General features: G+C 44.2%; 18 protein-coding genes. 7 read left to right on the top strand and 11 right to left on the bottom strand.

The annotated features are described in order from the left end of the window. The first annotated feature begins 224 nt into the window (after positions 1-224). The 4 genes from ACI2JM_RS13690 to ACI2JM_RS13675 all read left to right on the top strand — a co-directional run bounded on the left by ACI2JM_RS13690 (position 225) and on the right by ACI2JM_RS13675 (position 3,745). The gene (locus ACI2JM_RS13690; protein ID WP_404644911.1) at positions 225-1,022 is read left to right on the top strand and encodes a UTRA domain-containing protein; all 798 of its coding nucleotides are present in this window, start codon (positions 225-227) and stop codon (positions 1,020-1,022) included. Between the two features lie 314 nt (positions 1,023-1,336). Next, the gene (locus ACI2JM_RS13685) at positions 1,337-2,173 is read left to right on the top strand and encodes an amino acid ABC transporter substrate-binding protein (protein WP_201502727.1); all 837 of its coding nucleotides are present in this window, start codon (positions 1,337-1,339) and stop codon (positions 2,171-2,173) included. 53 nt (positions 2,174-2,226) lie between these two features. Further along, the gene (locus ACI2JM_RS13680; RefSeq protein ID WP_201540277.1) at positions 2,227-2,910 is read left to right on the top strand and encodes an amino acid ABC transporter permease; all 684 of its coding nucleotides are present in this window, start codon (positions 2,227-2,229) and stop codon (positions 2,908-2,910) included. Between the two features lie 91 nt (positions 2,911-3,001). Beyond that, a complete protein-coding gene (locus ACI2JM_RS13675) occupies positions 3,002-3,745 on the top strand; it encodes an amino acid ABC transporter ATP-binding protein (RefSeq protein ID WP_404644909.1) in 744 nt (247 codons plus the stop codon). Between the two features lie 168 nt (positions 3,746-3,913). Here the strand turns inward: ACI2JM_RS13675 and ACI2JM_RS13670 are convergent, their stop codons facing one another. The 10 genes from ACI2JM_RS13670 to uraD all read right to left on the bottom strand — a co-directional run bounded on the left by ACI2JM_RS13670 (position 3,914) and on the right by uraD (position 12,948). Next, positions 3,914-4,861 (bottom strand): DMT family transporter, encoded by a 948-nt coding sequence (locus ACI2JM_RS13670; RefSeq protein WP_404644907.1) that lies wholly within the window; start codon positions 4,859-4,861, stop codon positions 3,914-3,916. A 282-nt stretch (positions 4,862-5,143) separates the two neighbouring features. After that, positions 5,144-5,791: an anthranilate synthase component II gene (locus ACI2JM_RS13665; RefSeq protein WP_404644905.1), complete on the bottom strand. Its 648-nt coding sequence runs from the start codon at positions 5,789-5,791 to the stop codon at positions 5,144-5,146. A 33-nt stretch (positions 5,792-5,824) separates the two neighbouring features. Next, positions 5,825-7,243, bottom strand: a complete 1,419-nt coding sequence (locus ACI2JM_RS13660; protein ID WP_404644903.1) for an anthranilate synthase component I family protein — start codon at positions 7,241-7,243, stop codon at positions 5,825-5,827. 112 nt (positions 7,244-7,355) lie between these two features. Then, positions 7,356-7,631 (bottom strand): Trp family transcriptional regulator, encoded by a 276-nt coding sequence (locus ACI2JM_RS13655; RefSeq protein WP_193008648.1) that lies wholly within the window; start codon positions 7,629-7,631, stop codon positions 7,356-7,358. 241 nt (positions 7,632-7,872) lie between these two features. Next, positions 7,873-8,421, bottom strand: a complete 549-nt coding sequence (locus ACI2JM_RS13650; protein ID WP_404644901.1) for an ureidoglycolate lyase — start codon at positions 8,419-8,421, stop codon at positions 7,873-7,875. A gap of 184 nt (positions 8,422-8,605) precedes the next feature. Further along, complete coding sequence (locus ACI2JM_RS13645) at positions 8,606-9,442, bottom strand: bifunctional allantoicase/(S)-ureidoglycine aminohydrolase (protein ID WP_045453223.1); 837 nt, start codon at positions 9,440-9,442, stop codon at positions 8,606-8,608. A 55-nt stretch (positions 9,443-9,497) separates the two neighbouring features. Next, positions 9,498-10,478, bottom strand: coding sequence for an allantoinase PuuE (gene puuE / locus ACI2JM_RS13640; RefSeq protein ID WP_404644899.1), 981 nt, complete (start codon positions 10,476-10,478; stop codon positions 9,498-9,500). Between the two features lie 97 nt (positions 10,479-10,575). Then, on the bottom strand, positions 10,576-11,901 hold the full coding sequence (locus tag ACI2JM_RS13635; protein ID WP_404644897.1) for a urate hydroxylase PuuD: 1,326 nt from the start codon (positions 11,899-11,901) through the stop codon (positions 10,576-10,578). Positions 11,902-12,015: 114 nt separating this feature from the next. After that, the gene (gene uraH, locus ACI2JM_RS13630; RefSeq protein ID WP_045444443.1) at positions 12,016-12,384 is read right to left on the bottom strand and encodes a hydroxyisourate hydrolase; all 369 of its coding nucleotides are present in this window, start codon (positions 12,382-12,384) and stop codon (positions 12,016-12,018) included. 42 nt (positions 12,385-12,426) lie between these two features. After that, positions 12,427-12,948, bottom strand: coding sequence for a 2-oxo-4-hydroxy-4-carboxy-5-ureidoimidazoline decarboxylase (uraD, locus tag ACI2JM_RS13625; protein WP_045453217.1), 522 nt, complete (start codon positions 12,946-12,948; stop codon positions 12,427-12,429). 254 nt (positions 12,949-13,202) lie between these two features. On the opposite strand from uraD, the gene ACI2JM_RS13620 reads away from it, so the two are divergent. Beyond that, a complete protein-coding gene (locus ACI2JM_RS13620) occupies positions 13,203-13,868 on the top strand; it encodes a TetR/AcrR family transcriptional regulator (protein WP_055124609.1) in 666 nt (221 codons plus the stop codon). A gap of 150 nt (positions 13,869-14,018) precedes the next feature. On the opposite strand, the gene ACI2JM_RS13615 is transcribed toward ACI2JM_RS13620, so the two are convergent. Continuing rightward, the gene (locus ACI2JM_RS13615) at positions 14,019-15,428 is read right to left on the bottom strand and encodes a nucleobase:cation symporter-2 family protein (RefSeq protein ID WP_270894380.1); all 1,410 of its coding nucleotides are present in this window, start codon (positions 15,426-15,428) and stop codon (positions 14,019-14,021) included. A 656-nt stretch (positions 15,429-16,084) separates the two neighbouring features. On the opposite strand from ACI2JM_RS13615, the gene ACI2JM_RS13610 reads away from it, so the two are divergent. After that, positions 16,085-18,154, top strand: coding sequence for a TonB-dependent receptor domain-containing protein (locus ACI2JM_RS13610; RefSeq protein WP_404644894.1), 2,070 nt, complete (start codon positions 16,085-16,087; stop codon positions 18,152-18,154). Positions 18,155-18,321: 167 nt separating this feature from the next. Continuing rightward, positions 18,322-19,692, top strand: a complete 1,371-nt coding sequence (locus ACI2JM_RS13605) for a PepSY-associated TM helix domain-containing protein (protein WP_055124838.1) — start codon at positions 18,322-18,324, stop codon at positions 19,690-19,692. The last annotated feature ends 129 nt before the right edge of the window (positions 19,693-19,821 follow it).

The following is a 19,821-nucleotide window of genomic DNA, read 5'->3' as shown; positions in this document are numbered from 1 at the left end:
CATCGATTAGATGACGCAGATCTTTTAGCACCGTCGTAAAGTTGTATATACAAATTATCAAAGATACTTTTTTCATGCAAGCAATTTTTTATAAATGACTCAATTATTTTTGTGAGGGTTTTGGTAGATAGATAAATGTCACAGTGTTTTGACAAGGTTCATGACGTTATCTCGTGATATTATGGCGCTACTATTATTGGTGAAACTAACGGTTAAACACGGACATGACAAAGACGATTCCGGCATATCAGCGCATAAAAAACGCCATATTAGACAATATACACTCGGGTAAATGGCAGGCGGGCAATGCAATTTCTACAGAAATGGCGTTGGCAAAAGAGTTTGGCGTATCGCGTATGACGGTCAATCGCGCCCTAAAAGAGCTGAGCGAAGAGCGAGTGCTAGAGCGCCGGCAAGGGTCGGGGACGTTTGTCGCCCAGCAGCAGTTCAATCATACCTTTGTAGAAGTGCGCAATATCGCGCAGGATTTAAAATCTGCCAACCGTGATTATCAGGCGCAAGTGGTGAGTAAACGCATACTTACTGCTGCGATGTTAGACGATGAATTACGGCGTAAATTTGATATTGATGAAGTAGCTGTGTCTTCTAATACAAGCGCTAGTACAAACGCTGATACAACCGTAATGGATGACAGTACTGGCGCAGATAGTAGCAGCGACGTTGCTGTTTTATACGAGGTAAAAATCATTCACTTTGCGGATGGTCAGCCCATACAGTTCGAAGAGCGCTGGGTGGATGCTCAAAAGGTGCCAGAATTTATTGAGCAGGATTTTAGTGTGGTCAATACCAGTGATTATCTCATTGCCAAAAGTCCACTGGAGCGCGGTCGCTATACCATTCGTGCACTGGCGGCACCAGATGAGATAGCTGCGCTATTGCAAATCGCACCGCAGTCGCCGACATTGGTATTGCGTCGTCAGACGTATTCAGCAGGTCGAGTATTGACCTTTGTGAAGATGTGGCATGCAGGCGATCGTTATCAATTCTCCGGTGAATTATAATAGTCTTACGCATGCTCACTGTTTTTGTACGTTTATTCTTTCTGAAGTGCGCTAGTATATGAATAAATGGCTATTTAATTGGCAATAATAACGTTAATATCTGCCTAAAAAATGTCCAAAAATTCAAAGATAATATAGAAACAGTATTGAAAAATATGCTGAGCATCCTCAAATCGAGCAGCCAAAGCTAAATAATGCGGCGCAAATACTTTATTATAGTATTTGCCTGTGCTGGTCTTATCCTTATTTGTTGCTATGGTTTTATTGGCACGATACCTTTTTGCATTATTCATTCACTCTTATAAGGACGTCTTATGAAACGTCGTACTCTTTTAGCACTTGCCGCCAGTACTATGCTACTTGCCGCTTGTGGTCAGTCTACTACCAATGAAGCAGAAACCAATGCGACAGACAGTGCCGCGACGGGTGGCTCTGATTTGCTGCAACGTATCAATAATGGTGGCACCATCAACGTCGGTACAGAGGGTACTTATCCGCCATTCACTTATCATGATGAGAGTGGCAAGCTAACTGGCTATGATGTCGAAGTGACACGTGCGGTTGCGGATAAACTAGGCGTAGACGTCGAATTTAAAGAGACCCAGTGGGATGCTATGCTGGCAGGTCTTGACTCAAAACGCTTCGATATGGTGGCCAATCAAGTAAGCTTGACCACGCCTGAGCGTTTGGCTAAGTATGACAAAGCCATGCCTTATAGCTGGTCGGGCGCGGTTGTACTAGCACCGACTGATGACAATCGTTATAGCTCGTGGGAAGGTTTAAAAGGTCTGCGTACTGCGCAATCACTGAGCAGCAACTATGGTGAGCTTGCAGAACGCTACGGCGCAGAAATCGTTCCTGTCGATGGTATGGCGCAAGCGATTCAATTGGTTAAGCAAGACCGTGCTGACTTCACGATGAATGACAATCTGGCAATATTGGATTATCTCAAAAAATTCCCAGATGCAGCACTTGAGATCAAACTGACAGCGCCTGCGAGTGAGCAGACTGGTTCAGGTTTAGTACTCATCAAAGGGGATGACGCTGTGGTGGCAAAATTGAATGAAGCAATGGCCGCATTAGCAGCCGATGGGACGCTGACCAAGCTTAGCGAAGAGTTCTTTGGTGCTGATATAAGTCAACAAAAATAATGCTAGCGTCTATCACGTCAATGCTGGCTGAGTTACTGGCACTACTACCATTTATGGATCCTGCGCGGGCGCAAATTGTCATCAATTCATTTTGGCCAATGCTTAAAGGCGGTATTTATTATTCGATACCGCTGGCGTTGATCTCATTTGCGATTGGTATGGCTATTGCGCTGATAGTGGCGCTGATTCGTATCGTACCGCGTGCTGGCTGGTTCCATGAAATCATATACAGACTTGCGCGTATTTATGTGTCCGCCATTCGCGGGACACCAATGCTGGTTCAGCTATTTATTATTTTCTACGGTTTGCCAAGTATCGGAGTAAAGCTTGATCCTTTTCCCTCAGCGATTATTGCCTTTTCGCTCAATATTGGTGCGTATGCATCGGAGACGGTGCGTGCCTCTATTTTGTCCATTCCAAAAGGACAGTGGGAAGCAGGCTCGACGGTAGGATTGACGTATCTACAGACCTTTCGTCATGTCATTTTGCCGCAAGCACTTCGGGTGTCAGTACCCCCGTTATCCAATACCTTTATCAGCCTAGTAAAAGACACGTCTTTGGCGTCATTGGTATTGGTAACCGAGCTATTTAAGCAGGCGCAAATCATCACGGCACGTAACTACGAATTTATGTTGGTCTATACTGAAGCGGCGATTATTTATTGGGGTATTTGTCTGTTCTTAACCTTTATTCAAGGTAAGCTTGAAACCAGACTCGATCGCTACGTGGCGAAATAAACCCTTGATAATGGGGGCAGTATAGGATGGTAATACCGCGTTGATAAGCGTGTGCTATTAGCAAACAGATATCAGTACAACAGGAAGCTTTATGATTCAAGTCACTAATATTCACAAAGCCTTTGGTGGCAATCAAGTGCTTAAAGGCATCGACTTGACCATCGAAAAAGGCAAGGTAGTGGTGATATTAGGACCGTCAGGGTCTGGTAAAACCACTTTTTTACGTTGTTTGAATGCGCTGGAAATTCCTGATCAAGGCATCATTGCTTTTGATGATGGTAGTTTAACGGTTAATTTTGCTACCAAGCCCAAGAAGAAAACGTTGCTGGCGTTGCAGCGTAAATCAGGCATGGTATTTCAATCTTATAACTTGTTTCCACACAAGACCGCGATTGAGAATTTAATGCTTGGGCCGACGGTAGTGCAAGGGCAAACTAAGGCGCAAGCCCGCGAACAGGCACTGGCATTACTTGATAAAGTAGGCTTATCGGATAAGGCAGATCTGTATCCGTTTCAGCTATCTGGTGGTCAGCAGCAGCGTATCGGCATTGCTCGTGCACTGGCTATCGAGCCGTCATTATTATTATTTGATGAGCCAACGTCTGCGCTCGATCCTGAATTGGTACAAGATGTGCTGGGCACGATGAAGCAACTGGCATCCGAAGGCTGGACGATGGTCGTTGTGACTCATGAGATTAAATTTGCTCGTGATGTGGCAGATCATGTGGTGTTAATTGAGGATGGTCATGTGGTCGAAGAAGGTAGCGCTAAGCAGATGTTCGAAGTGTCTACGCATCCACGTACGCAGGCCTTTTTGCAGCGTATTGAACAGTAATATCATAAAGACAGTCCAAGTTATTTAGCAACCATCTATGGCATAAATACTTATCTCTTAAGTAAAGTGTCAAGCGCAAGAAAGCCCCGACTATATCGATATAGTTGGGGCTTTTGTCGTTTAATAGCAATGGTACCAAGGTTATTCAAAGGTCTTAAAAAGTACAGACTAAATTCTTTGTCGTCTTTTTAGCCAGCGTGGTACGCGAGTGGCAGTGCCGTTTAATATGGCATTAAATAAAGCTGCCAATAAGATTAATACCACGCCCACATATTGAATCCAAGATAAGGATTGATGCAGTAATAGTATGGCAAGGGCAATGGCAGTCAATGGCTCAAAAATCGTAAATACCGATGCACGAGTGGCAGGTAATTTCTCTAATGCTTTCATATAAAGGGCAAAGGGCACGACGGTTCCAATCAAAGACAACCCCAAGGCATAGCCCCAAGTATGTAAAGGTAAGCTCAATAACTGCCCATAGGTTTGATAGGTTTCAGGTAATAATAGCAGTACACCAGCACTGATGATAATAGAGGTAAAAAACACCAAAGGCGCAGGGTGTGCATCGTGCATCGCGCGCTTGCCCAGTACCCCGTATAAGGAATAACAGACGCCTGCTAGCAGTCCTAATAGGATGCCCCAGTTGACTTGTGCTTGCTCACCCAGCATCGTCAATCCAACACCAAATACCGCCATGAGCGCCAGTAATGCCGACTGGCGAGTGATAGATTCATCAAGCAAGAATGCCGAAAACATTAAGCTAAACACAGGCGCAGTATAAAGCAAGGCAACCGCAGGCCCAGCACCGACATAGATCACAGCAAAAAAGTAGCATACCGACATACCAAGTACGCCAATCAAAGACTGCAATGCCAGTCCAAGCCACTGCTTTCGACGAAGCTTGATAAGATGCGGCCATAATTTCGGTAGCATGACAAGAATAAGAAAAGCTGCGGTTACGATACGTAAGATCGTAATCTGCCAGCCACTAAAGCCGATTTGATTGAGGTAGGTCGAGAATATCCCCAAGGTACCCCAGCAGACAGCGGCTGTGATAATTTGAATAGTGCCTATCCATGACTGCCGTGCTGACATTACGCCATCGGTATTTGCCATATCGCTCTCTATTTTTATGTGATATCAAAACTCATGCCCAAACTCAAAACCTCAAACAGTCCAAGCCTTTTAGCTAATGGCATCATACAATACTGAAATAAGAAAAAGACAACCCGAGTAAGGGCTGTCTTTTGTTTATTTTTTCAGTCTATCATTAAAGCGTTAATTAAGTTCGAACGCAAGTTAGTCAGACACAAAATTCAATTTATTTGAGTTAGAGGTACGCTTGTTTTTGGCTTATCACCCTTTGGTGTCATATCCCCCAAACTTAAGCATCAAGATTTACACTTGTAGTAAAAAATTCGTCAGCAAGCGTTTGGCACCTTCGGTCGCAAATGACTCTGGGTGAAACTGCACACCTTGAATGGGATAGTCTTTATGCTGTAGTCCCATAATCTCCTCACCTGCTAGCGCAGATTCGGTTAGGCTGAACTCAGCATGAGCGTCATTAGCAACGACAGCTGTGACAGCCAAGCAATCTGGTAAGGTGTCTGCTTTTACCATCAAGGAGTGGTAGCGCATGATTTCAATTTCTTGTGGCAATCCTTGATAGACACCTGCGCCATCATGGCGAATCGATGAGACCTTACCATGCATCGGCACGCTTGCCCGTACCACATCGCCGCCGAACACATGCGCAATCCCTTGCATGCCGAGGCACACACCCAATAGCGGCGTCGTCTTACCCATGACTTCAATCACTTCGGCACAAATACCGAAGTAGGAAGGATCATCGGGTGCGCCAGGGCCCGGTGAGATGATAATGCGGTCAAGATTCATGGCCTGTACATCTGCTAACGTTATCTCATTATTGCGTTTAACAATGACGTTCGCGGCTTTATCGCCGTCCATCGTCTGCAAAATCTCACCGATATATTGGTAAAGATTAAAGGTAAACGAGTCGTAGTTATCTATAATTAAAACATTCATGGGTTATCCACTCTTTGGCAAAATATAAGCAATTTACGGGTTCATCAAACTGTCTAAGACTACTTTCATGGCAGACAATTTACGCTGAATTTCTAGATATTCATCAGCAGGATTGGAGTCATAGACATTGCCGCCACAGGTTTGCGCATAGGCAGACTCGCCGTTGATGAATAGGCTGCGAATAGGAATGGCAAAGATACAGTCACCATTAAAGTTAAACGATCCAAGCGCACCGCCATAAGCACCTCGACCATCGGGTTCGAGCTCATTAATAACTTTAATCGCTTCAACTTTCGGTGCGCCTGACAACGTCCCAGCGGGGAAGTTGCTGGCAAGGGCGCTAAACATATCTTCATTAGGGTGTAAGATTCCGACGATTTCAGACGAGATATGTTGCACGTGAGAGAAGCGTTTGATATCCATGAGACTACGTACTTTGACAGTGCCAAATTGTGCCACACGGCCAATGTCATTGCGATGCAAATCGACCAACATATTGTGCTCGGCAATCTCTTTGGCATCGTTTAGCAATGCACGGGCAAGCTGTCGGTCTTCGATGACATCGACACCGCGCTTGGCAGTACCTGCCAGTGGATAGGTTTCCATCTCACCTTGACGCAAGCGAAATAGCAGCTCTGGTGACGCTCCAATGATGCATTGCTGGGCAAATTTCATAAAATACATGTGCGGCGACGGATTGACCGACCGCAATTTTTCATAAATGGGCATTTTATCGCCGGCAATACGGTATTTGGATTTAAAACCTACCTCACACTGAAAGATACGCCCTGAGATGATGTCTTCTTTGACTTGCATGACGGCTTTAGCGTGCTCTTCTGGACTCATGCCGTCACCCAAAAACTCAACTGTAGGCGGCTCATAGCTTGGAATTTGCTCATCAAGTAGCGCTTTGATTTGCTCGATGCGGTTTTCTTGCTGCGCAGTTGGATAGTAAAAGTAGAAAATCTCACCGGTCATCTTATCGAGCGTCAAACCATCCAAATATACGCCAAATTTAAACGGTTCAAAGTCATCGCTCGCTTTAGCATTGAGACTGGGTTCAAAGAAATTGACACTGTCGTAACCCAAATAACCGACAAGACCACCGCTTTGGTCGCGAGCAATGACGTGCTGCGGCGTAATTTTGCGCAGTAGCTCGTAAGGATTATCCGTTTGATAACGGCTAGTTTCAGCAGTTTTATTATCAGTAATCGCGAGGGTTGTACGATCGATGGCGGCAATGGTCATCACTGGATCAAAACCAATCGCATGATGACGCGCCATATGTCCATCTTCGCCCAATGATTCGAGCAAATAACAGGTCTCAAAAGCGCGCTCAATACGTTTGAACAACGCAAAGAAATCAATATCCTGAGTGAGTTTAATGCGCTGTGGTTTACTAGGAATATCAATAGCAGCAGGTTGGTTAGGTTTTAAGTTAGGAGAGGTCATAACAATATCCAAATTGGTTCAATGATTGATCAAATAAAAAGTAAGACAAATTAAAATTCTAGTTTCTGATTAATTAGGCGGCCTTTTCAGCTGTGTCTTTTATGAATGTTTTCTATGAGTCATGTCTATGAGTAATTAGTAAGGCACTCACATCGTGGACTTGCATGGCTTTGGCGCCGCGCGAGACGGTAGCGATACCGACACCTAGCTGCTCAGATATCTCGCGCTGGGTGACACCGCGCTCAAGCAAGTCAAAAATGCGGATACGATTGGCGATTTCCTGCTGCTCTTTTTCCGTCAATAGCGCACTGAATAGTAGGTCGATAGCGGTGCTGTCATGACAACTGGCTAAATGGCTTAATAAGCTTTGATAAGGGTCTGTGCTCATAACATTCATCTTAATGGAAAAGAAAAGGGAAGCTTACTTCGTTTCAGTATTCTAGTACGATAGTACATAAAAGGCAAGTAGCCTATGTAGATGTTTTGCTATTGCTGTTAAATAGGCACTGTGTTTTGGAAGATGATTATAAATATAGGATGGATCCTACATTTATAAAGATAAAGCCAGCTAATTTTTATTAACTGGCTTTATCTTTATAAATGGCTAACAGCTCGTTTACAGACCCTAATTAAACGGAAGAGTGCTCACTGGCAAGTTCAATTTGCACCTGCCAATCCTCTATATCCAGCTCATAACAGTTTTTGCCTTCGCCATTGATGCGATCTATCACCAAAAAATCAGAGTCGCGACCGAGGGCAAGTAGCGGATGATGCCAGACATTGGCATCGTATTGCACACCTTGATGAGATTGGACATAAAACACGGTCAAATCATCCGCAGACTGTGGCGGCGCACCAGCAGGCGCAACGATGACGATATAATCCTGCCCATTCATTGAAAAAAACGCTTGCGTGCCAAACGGATGATATTCCATGACCGATAAGGCAATAGGAAATTCACGTTTTTTGGCGCGGAAGATACTCATGCCGACATCGCCGCCGTCAAGTTTGGCTTCAGCAATGGCGTGATGGCGGCAGGCATAGCCTTTATTGATATGGTAGCTATTTTCAGGCGTCTGTGCTGCCTTGTCATAGGGTTCGATTACGGTGCCGTAGGGCGCAAACTCAGCTTTGGTTAAAGGTCTTGCAACGATCGTAGTCTTCATAAGAGTACTCATGACTTTGCCTTACTTTTGGTGATCACTGTTTATAATTGCTATGAGCCACTTTGCCATAAGCCCGTACGCGAATTAAATCAACATCTGGGAATAAATGACATATTCGAATGAACGATTATGCCGCTATATTGCTCATCGTTCTGAATGCTTTGTTGTGCTGATTATTATTGTTATTGCGCAGGGCTTATCGTGCTGGGCGAATAAACGGCATATGACGATTCACGTCTTTGTATAGTAAGTATCTAAATGGACCAGGTCCGCCAGCGTAACAAGATTGTGGGCAGAATGCGCGTAGCCACATAAAGTCACCCGCTTCAACTTCTACCCATTCACCGTTTAAGTGATAGACCGCTTTACCTTCTAGGACATACAGTCCATGTTCCATTACATGTGTTTCATCGAATGGAATCACGCCACCTGGTTGGAAAGTGACGATATTCACATGCATGTCGTGACGCATATCCGACTGCTCGGTAAATCTGGTGGTTGCCCATACGCCATCAGTACCTGGCATCTCAATCGCTGCAACATCGTGATCGCTAGTAACAAAGGCTTCAGGCACATCAATACCTTCACAGTGTTGATAAGCTTTGCGAATCCAATGGAATTTAACGTGCTTGTCGCTATTGTTTTTTAGCGACCATTTGCAGCTAGGTGGTAAGAATGCATAACCACCCGATTCAAGATGATGTGACACGCCTTCGATAGTCATGTCCATTTCGCCTTCAACGATGAATATAACACCTTCAGCGTTTGCATCTAGCTCAGGCTTTTCTGAGCCGCCATTAGGCTCAACTTCGACGATATACTGTGAAAAGGTCTCAGAGAAACCTGAAAGTGGGCGTGCAAGCACCCACATGCGCATACCTGTCCAAAACGGCAGATAGCTAATAACAATGTCGGTCAGTACACGTTTGGGAATAATGGCATAAGCTTCGGTGAAGATAGCGCGATCTGATAATAGTTGTGTTTGTGGAGGCAAACCGCCAGTTGGTGCGTAATAAGTACTCTTTGTTGACATTGTTGATGTTCCTTAGTGGTGTTGTGCCGCAATAAATTTGTGTCTAAACGTATGGTTACATCCAGTTTGCAGTGTTATCGGCAGTGGCTGGATGGTTTTTATACCAGTGTTTGGCAATGTCATCACGGCGGCATACCCACACATCGGGCTTGCTGGTGATATATTGCAAAAACTTTTTGAGGGCGATGATGCGACCGGCGCGACCAATGATGCGGCAATGCAAACCGATGGTCAGCATTTTGGGTGTGTGTGCGCCTTCCTCGTATAAGGTATCGAAGCTGTCTTTTAAATATTGATAAAAAGGCTCGGCGTTGGTAAAGCCTGGGCTTGAGGAAAAACGCATGTCATTGGTCTCTAAAGTATAGGGAATGACCAAATGCGGCTTACGAGCGATTTTATTACCGTCTTCTACTTTGACATTGAGCCAGTAAGGGAGCTCATCCGCGTAAGAGTCTGAGTCATAAATATAGCCACCTTGTTCGGCGACCAACTCACGAGTATTCGGGCTATCTCGTCCCGTGTACCAACCGAGCGGCTGACCACCGATCATGCGCTCGAATATTTCAGTGGCACGGCGCACATGCTCGCGCTCGGTCTCGCGGTACATATTTTGATAAGTAATCCAGCGTAGACCGTGACTGGCGATTTCGTGCCCATCTTCTAATACTCGCTCGATAATATGTGGCGTTTTTTCGGCAGCAGCGGCGCAAGTGAAGGTCGTAATAGGCAAACCGTATTCTTTAAAAGTGTCTAATACTCGCCAAACACCCACACGGCTACCATACTCAAATGCCGACTCAATCGACTGATGACGATTGTTAAATTCTGGCGTACCCAAGACATCCGATAAAAACCGCTCTGATTGACCGTCACCATGAATCACGCTATTTTCTGCGCCTTCTTCGATATTGAGGACGAACTGTACAGCGATTTTAGCGCCGCCTGGCCAGTTGGCTTTTGGTGGCTTGTCAGCATAGCCTTTTAAGTCGCGAGGGTAGGCGTCTTGATTGAAATCGCTGATTATTTTTTTGGTCATTGTCAATATATCCTAAATATTTTAAAGCAACTTAAGTCAATTAAAGCAAAATAAGGCGTAACTTTGGATCTATATAATATTTATCTGCGACCTTTATCTATAATCCCGATGCGTAAGCCACCATTTGCTGACGTTCTTCATCAGTCAATTTTGTGAGATTACCCAGTGGCATATAGCCCGTTTGTACGGCAGTGACGATTTTTGCTTTATGAGTTTTCATGTCGGTCGGTGTTTGCAAGATGATACCAGCTGGCGGCGCGGCAAATCCTTGCTGAGTAGGCTGGGCGGCATGGCACGTGCTACAGCGCGTGTGCACGACATCCATAATGGCATCATCAGCAGAGGCAGTTACTGGCACGACGTCGGCAGTGATATTTTCATTTGAGGTGGCATCAGTGCTTATAGTAGAACCGTCGACTGCACTATCAGTAGTTGTTGGTGGCACACTATTTGGTGTCGCCGTTTCAGCAGCGACTGCAGCATTGACAACAGGTAATGGCTCAATTGGTTCTGGGCGCATCCAAATAATTAATAATACAGTTAAGACAGCAGGGATGACCAAATAACGCGGCTTATGATTATCTAAATGCTTTTGGTTAAAATAGTGACGTACAATAGCCGTGATGATACCCACAAATACCAATACCAACCAGCCGTGAGCATGAGAGTACATCATCGGATAATGGTTGCTAATCATGGTAAAGATCAGCGGTAAGGTAAAATAGTTGTTCATCAGCGAGCGATTTTTTGCTTGTAGTGCCAAGTCCGCTACTTCTTTGCCTGGTTTTTCGCCACGCCTCACGCTTTCTACCAGCGCTCGTTGAGCGGGCATGATGCCAAAGAACACATTACCTGCCATTACCGTACCTAAGATAGCACCGATATGAATGAACGAAGCACGGTCACTAAATAGCTGATAAGAACCCCAGCAGGCGATGATTAATAGGATAAAAATAATGGTGCTAAAAATGAACGAGTTTTTGCCCAAGTGGCTGCGGACAATCACCTCATAAATGAAATAGCTGCCGAATAAAAACAACAAACTGGTCGAGATGGCACCGATACTACTACCAAAATCAACTTTGCTGGGATCAATCAAGTAGGCAGTCGCATTGGCATAATAGACGATAGAGAGCATCGCCATACCCGTCAGCCAAGTGGTATAAGCTTCCCATTTAAACCAGTGCAGGGTTTTTGGCATCTCTTCGGGTTCAAGCTTGTATTTGGCAATTTCATAAAAGCCGCCACCATGTACCGCCCATAAGTCGCCTGAAATGCCTTTGTCAGCCTTCCACTGTGGTGGCTTGCGTAAACTAAGATCTAGCCAAACAAAGTAAAAAGACGCACCAATCCATGCCACGCCAGCGATGACGTGGAACCAGCGAAAAAATAAGTTAAACCAATCGAGATAATAAGCGCCCATGTTGCAAATGTCCTTTTTACAATTTTCTTTTGTTCAGCTTTTTTCAATCTTTCGACGCGTTTTGCTATGGCGACGTGCTTTTATGATGTTCTTTTATATGGTGATGCTACATAACTACGAGCCGCGGTATGTGCTGTAGCCATGTGCGCTAAGCAGTAGCGGTACATGATAGTGACCGTTATCACTTATCATAAAATCGATGACTACTTGTGGATAAAAAGCCGTGAGATTTTGTGCATCGAAATAAGACTGCGTATCAAAGGTTAAGGTATAACGACCAACATCTAAGTGATATTCAGCAATATCAATCGTTGGGTCAAACGACCAGCTATCTGGTGCCACGCGTCCATCCGCGTTGGTGACGCCATTGGCTAATAGAGATGCCTCGCCAGTTGCGCTTACGCGATCTAGCGTCACGGCAATACCAGCGGCTGGTTTGCCCAAATGGGTATCTAAAATATGCGATGAGAGAGTACCTGACATAATAATTCCTTTTATATAAATGAGTCAGATGGGCTGAATGCTTTAAGCGTCACTCAGCAGTTTCTGTAAACGTAAGCGGGTGATTTTATTTTGCTCAGCCGCCGCATTGACCAGTTCAGTAGCGCGATCATTGGGCAAGCGTGCTAACAATAAATCGAGCATTTGCTGCGCGCTCTTACCGGTAGCAAATACGATAAAGATAAAGCCAAATTTATCAAGGTAGTCTTGATTGCCTTGTGCCAAAGCTTCAATCACCTCGTCATTGGCATCATTGGCACCCGACTGCTCATGGGCAGCACTGTCTTGAGTATTGCGGTATTTTTCTTTTAACGAGTCGACATTGCCTATTTGTGGATGACCATCAAAAGCCTCTAGTAACTGGGCTTCTGCTGTCTGTGCTTGTGCCCAAGCATCATCACTATGAGCAAGTAATGTAGATATATCAGCGAAAGGACGTTTTTTTTCTAAAGCCTGCGCCCAATGGGTGCTGGTACAGCAGGTCAATAGATGTGAAATTGCCTCAGCTGTTGAGAGCTCATTAAACTGCTGTAAAGATAATTTCACTATGACATCCTTTTCTTTTCTGACAAAAGCAGTGGAGTAGCATCTCTAGATAACATCTCATGCTAAAGTAGTATTTATCGATTAATAATTGGTTTACTATGAGCTATTCTGCTTAAACCTGACCATTTGGTCAACTACTTTATGCAAATATTTTATTTAGACTGGTGATATTTCATAAAAATTAGCATATGAATCCAGTTATTGGCTGGGATATGGCTCTTTATTCATCACAATAATGACAGGTAACATTAATCATGGCTCAACATAACGATATAGAACCACAAGCCGCGTCTGACGCGCCTGTACAGCGCAACCAGCAAGATATCCGCGCCCACAACCAAACCGTCATTTTGGCGGCGGCAGAAGAGGAGTTCGTGCTGCAAGGTTTTCGCGGTGCGACGATGCAAGGTATTGCCGATAGAGCCGAGCTGCCAAAAGCCAACGTGCATTACTATTTTAAGAATAAAAAAAATCTGTACCAAGCCGTGCTGCATTCTATTATTCAAGAGTGGAACGATGGCTTGGTCGCTATGAGTGTCGATAGTGACCCTAAAACGGTCATCGAAAAGTTTGTCCGTACCAAACTGCATCAAGCGTTTGCTCATCCCAATCGCCATAAATTGTTTGCGCTGGAAGTCATCGGCGGTGCCCCGCACCTGCATGAATTTATGTCGGCGACCATGAAGGCGTGGGCGCTAGACAAGGCACAAGTGATGAAAACTTGGCATGAGCAAGGCAAAATTGGCATCGCTGACCCTTTACAGCTATTGATTTTGATTTGGGCAACGACGCAGCGATATGCAGAATTTGAGACAGAAATTGTCGGTTTGATGGAAAAGAGTGAATACGATCAGCAGGATGAAGCGCGGGCGGCAGACTTTTTGGTGCCGTTTATTTTGCGTGGCTGTGGTCTTGAGTAATGCTTATGCATCATTATTTTACGTCTATAACATGCCATTAATACGAAAGCATTCTGAATGTTTTCGTATTAAGGAGCGCTAAAAGAGTCAATGTCCAGAACCAGAACAGCAATGCTGATTGGTAAAGAATTTGACTATCCTAACGTACGTTTAAGAAGCCTTTTGTCTAAGAGGCTTTAGACCGTCATCCAGATGCTGCTCTGCTGTATCAAATTCGACACCGTAGTTTTTGGGCAAAATCATATCGAGAGTAATGGCCACAATACCTGACATAGTAACTGCTGACCCAAAGATATTACGGAAAAGCTGCGGCGCCTGTGCGAATACATCAGGAACAAAAGCCACGCCCATGGACAGACCTAGCGAAGTGGCAATGATTAAGATATTTCGATGGGTAAAGTTGACCGTTGATAGGATACGAATACCAGCAGTCGCTACCGTTGCAAACATCAATAACGTCACGCCGCCAACGACTGGTTTTGGCAATTGGGTAAAGATAGCACCCAAAATAGGAAATAGCCCCATAGTGAACAAGATAGCCCCAACATAAAAGCCCACATAGCGACTGGCAATACCAGTCATCTGAATCACGCCGTTGTTTTGGCTAAAAGTCGTCACTGGGAACGTGTTAAATACCGCCGCAATCAACGAGTTGACACCATCTCCTAATACGCCACCTTTAATACGTTTTTCGTATAAAGGTCCTTTGATGGGTTCGCCCGATATCATCGAAGTCGCCGTCAAATCACCAGAGGTTTCAATACTGGTAATGACATACATAAAGGCGATAGGAATAAAAGCCTGCCAATCAAACCCAAAGCCAAACTTGAATGGCACAGGTAGCGTAAAGATAGGGGCGTCAGAGACCAAAGAGAAATCAATGCGTCCCATAAGAATGGCTGCGATCAGACCAAGCATCAAACCTATAAAAATAGCACTGGAGCGAATGACTTTATTATTAACAATACTAATCAATACCACACTGACCAAGACCCCGCCACCGAGCAGCAGATTCTGTATACTCCCGAAATCTTCAGCGCCCACGCCGCCTGCCAAATCCGTCAGACCAACCTTGGTTAATGACAGACCGATGGTCACAATCACACAACCCGTCACGATAGGGCTCATCAAGGATTTGAGTCTGGTAATAAATTGACTTAAGAAAATCTCAACGAAGGCACCAAGAAAGGAGACGCCAAAGATAACAGAGAGAATCTCCTCCGGACTCCCGCCTTTGTTTTTTACCACAAAACCTGCCGCCAATACCGCGGCCAAGAAGCCAAAACTGGTTCCTTGTAACGCCATAAGACCTGAACCTACAGGTCCAACTTTATGGGTCTGAATAAAGGTAGCGACCCCTGATACCATCAATGACATGCTGATGAGATAAGGGATATGTTCCCCCAAACCCAAGACGCCGCCTATGATTAATGAGGGGGTGATGATACCGACAAAGCTGGCAAGTACGTGTTGTACTGCGCCCAAAAAGGCTTTTGTAGGGGTAGGGCGGTCATGCAATCCGTATAGTAAATCGGGGTTCCCTTGAATGTGTTCGCTCATCTTGGCTTCCTCCTAAAGTGACTTTTAGTCCAAGCTCTGTGGAGAGAGCTAAGCAGTGTGATGAATTTAGAGATGGATATCGACACACCGTTTATCTTCATATTGCTTAGTTGTCTCACAAAGAGTCGCACTTATCCTTGTGCTAATAAATATCAGCAGCTAGCTATTATTTATCAATATGACTAATAGTCGTAGGTTTAAACCTGACTAATTGGTCAACTATCTAAGGGTATAGTGAAAGGGTTGGCCATTGCAACGTTTTTTTTCATGTTGATGGCTTTATTTCTTAAATAATAACAGTCTATTAGACGAACATAGCGCAGTGGATTTGGTTTGCTCGCTATTTTGACTTGTCTAAAAACAGTAAGCAACAAAACGGAATAAGCCAGCCAGATTTAGCGCTATTTTTTAATATTAAATTTCTCGCATTAATTATTGCCAAATTGTTAGTACTTCGTTATTATGCCTCTCACTATTAAAATGCTAATAATTATCATTAACATTGTTATTCGTATGAAAGACTTTGTCTTTGTCAAGACTCTAATCGTCTAAAAAATGGTTTTCAATAATAAGCGGTGCAACTGCCACAAGCTGTGCTCAACAGTAAATAGCTCTTAAAAATTCTAATTTGTGATAGTCAATAAGGTGAGTGTGTTATGCGTGAAGTAAAGTTATCAAAACTATCTAGTCAAATGACGGTATTGTCCATGGGCGTGGCAGCGGTATTATGGTCACAAGCAGTCAGTGCAGCACCTGCAGAAGACATGCCAAGCACCACGTTGCAGACCATTACGGTGACAGCCAATAGCTCAGTACGTGATAAAGTGCAAACCGATTCTGTTTACATAGAAGACTATACGCCAGCGCAGCAAGCCAGCCATTTAAGCGATTTTTTGAATGTCGTTCCTGGGGTTACGGTAGGTGGTACCTCTGCGGTCAATCAGCGTATTCGTATTCGTGGTCTTGAAGACAGCAACCTAAAAGTCACTATCGATGGGGCGCGTCAAGAAGGCAAACTTTTTTATCATATGGGTGACATTACTATTGACCCTGACTTGCTTAAGCAAGCTGATGTCTCAGTCGGTAATAACTCAGTGACGCTAGGAAATGATGCCATTGGCGGGGCGGTGGCCTTTAAAACCGTTGATGCAGTGGATTTGCTGAAACAGGGTCAAAGAATAGGGGCTAAAGTTCACGCAGGCTATGCCAGTAATAATGACGAGCTACTAACGTCAACGACTGTATATGCCGCACCAACGGACAATGTTGACTTACTGGCTTATTATGGCAAGCGTGATAGCGATTCTGGCGAAGATGGTAACGGTCGTGAGCTGTTTGAAGACAGTAAAACTGAAAGCATCTTATTAAAGGCGGGTGCTTATATTGCGGATGACCATCATATTGGCGCAAATTTCAGCCAAACTGAAAAGAAAGGTATTTTCCCATTCCGTCCAGACTTCCCTAGCCGCTCTGAGCCTCCAATTCCGCAACAAGTGAAGCGCGATACTTATGGTATTGATTATACCTTTAATCCTAGCAACCCACTGATTGATGTAGATACCAACGTGTATCAAACCAAAACCCGCATTTTGCGCGATTCTGATTATATCAATGATCCAGGTTTTGATTTTAACGCACAAGTTCAAACCACAGGCGCAAAAATCCAAAATACCAGTGACATTGCTACGAATGTTGGCACACACAAACTCATCTCTGGTATTGAGCACTACAAAAAAGAATCGGAGATGGAGCGCGACTTCGTCAAAGCAGGGTCAGACGAGGCAACCAATACATCAGTATATCTAGAAGACCAATGGAAAAATGGTAAGCTCACTTTAACACCTGGTGTGCGTTATGACCGCTACAAATCTCCTGAGTTTATCTCTGGTGGCAAAACCTATGATAATGTCGTTGGTGCACTTGCCGCAAGCTATGAGATTGCACCATTGACGCAAGTATTTGCAAGCTACACGCAGTTATTTAATGGTCCTGACTTAAGCCAAACCATTTTTAATTCAAATGGTGACAAAACTTACGTTAATAATGACTTAAAAGCAGAAGAAGGGTCTAATGCTGAAGTGGGTATAGTCACAACGTTACGCGACCTAACGGTAGCCGGTGATGCACTACAACTAAGCGGTAAATACTTTGAAACTGATATCGAAAACTATATCGAATTTGTTCGTTCTGGCGGAACTCGCGTTGGCTTAGACTGTGTCACTGGACAATCAGGTGGTGAATGTCAAGGCGTCATCAATAAAGATGAAGATTTTAAAATTAAAGGGGTCGAGCTCGCTGCCGACTATAAAATGAATAACTTTAGTATGGGTTTGAGCTATTCACGCGCGCGCAGCAAAGGTGAAAAAACGGGCTACAGCATTCCATCAGTGACCGGAAGCAGCTCAGAATCAGGCGATAAATATATGGTCAATCTGGCTTATGCCCCAACAGAGACCACAGATATCGGCTGGCGCAGTACGTATGTTGCTTCAGTGATGCCGAATACGTCTGAAAATGAGATTGAAAAACCAAGCTATAATGTTCATGATATCTTTATGAACTATTCGCCAAAACAAGTTGATGGATTAAAAGCCACGCTTGGCGTTTACAATCTTTTTGATGAAGCTTATGCGAGCCACTCATCTCGTCTAAATCCGATTGATGATGTTGCTACTGACTTTGAGAAAGGTCGTAATATTAAAGCGTCATTGACGTATCAGTTCTAATCTTATTGTCACTTGATGATAGATGAAAGGGCCAGCTGTCTGTATAAGATAGCTGGCTTTTTTATGGTCAGTAAATGATGAAGCATGTGATAGCAATTACAACTTTTTTTGAATACCAATCAAAATAACCAATGAATAAAGAAACGATGAATAAAAAACCAATACTAATGACTTCATTTCCCCCTACGTTGCGTCAGAGCTGCTTATGGATTCATCGCTATACTGGGCTTGCAATGGCCGCTTTTTTGATCATTGCTGGTATCACGGGCACGCTATTGGCATTTCATGATGAGCTAGATGATGTGTTTAATCACAAGCTGGCAAATATTGAGGCGCAACACAAGCCGCCACTACCGATCGCCACACTGCATGATGCTGTTATCAGTGCCTATCCACAGTATCAATTTTCTAGTATGCCAACTTCAGTAGAGCCTAACAAATCAGCAGTTTTTTCGGTAGATAGAACGCGAGGTCAGGCAGCAGATAATGCTCCTAAAGCCCCGTTCCAAGAGGTGTATGTCGATCCCCTTACTAGTGAAATCATCGGTACACGTGATAAAGAGGAATGGGCATGGCGCAATACGATGTACAAGGTATTCTGGTTGCACCGAGATTTATTGCTGGGAGATATCGGCAAATTAATACTGGGTATCGTGTCCTTAATTTGGACGATTAACTGTTTTATCGGATTTTATTTAACCTTTCCCAGAGCGGTTAGTACCAATAAATCTCAACAAGCAGCATTGAGAAAATCATCTGGTAAACCCCGCGCTTCATTTTTTAAACGCTGGCTGCCTGCTTGGAAAATCCGTCGTAAAACCAATGCTTTTAAACTCAATTATGACTTGCATCATGCATTTGGCTTATGGCTGTGGTTGATGCTGTTTGTCATTGCGTGGTCGAGTGTCGGTTTTAATTTAAAATCGGTATATCAGCCTGTGATGCAAGCAATGGTGGGTCTTGAAGGTAGAGAAGGTAAAGGAGATAAACAAAAGAAGCCTGCGATGAATACGGAATCTAGTAGTGATAAGGCGACTACTATTGGCACTAATATGAACAGTACTAATAAGGTAGACAAGGCTAACAGTATTGCTTATTTAAGCAGGCAGGCAGAGATCGCCGCGCAAAAAAATGGCGTCAGTGTCCAGCAGCTATTGGGAGTGCGTTGGGTAGAAGAGGACAATCAATGGCAAATGCGCTTTAAAACCAATAAAGATATCGGTAAAAAAGGCGGTGCGTCATCTATCACCGTGGATGCGGCGACTGGCAAAGTTGAAAAGGTCAATTTTGGTTATCAGAGCGCATTTGGTAATCAAGCTGATCAATGGATGGCAACGCTACACATGGGTCATATCAGCCATGGCGTAGGTCATTTGTTGTATCAAATATTTTTAGCATTGACGGGGTTAGCCGTGGCGGCCTTATCTGGCACAGGTGTGTATTTATGGGTCAAAGGGCGTCAAAGTCGGTTAAAGCAAAGGCAAAAATTGACGGTTAAAGACAACTCTTTGAAGCGATTACGCGAAACCAGCCATTAAAGAGCAACTATAAGATATGCTGTACTTAAACCGCATCGACAATCACTGGGCGACCTTGATGACTGAGCACGGTAACATCGACGTTATACAGATCCTTCATGGTTGCTTGGGTGATGACATCTGCAGGTT

The organism is Psychrobacter sp. NPDC064578, assembly GCF_044901245.1.
In the GTDB taxonomy this organism is placed as follows: Bacteria; Pseudomonadota; Gammaproteobacteria; order Pseudomonadales; family Moraxellaceae; genus Psychrobacter; species Psychrobacter cibarius_C.
This window is presented reverse-complemented; position numbering and strand designations above follow the sequence as displayed.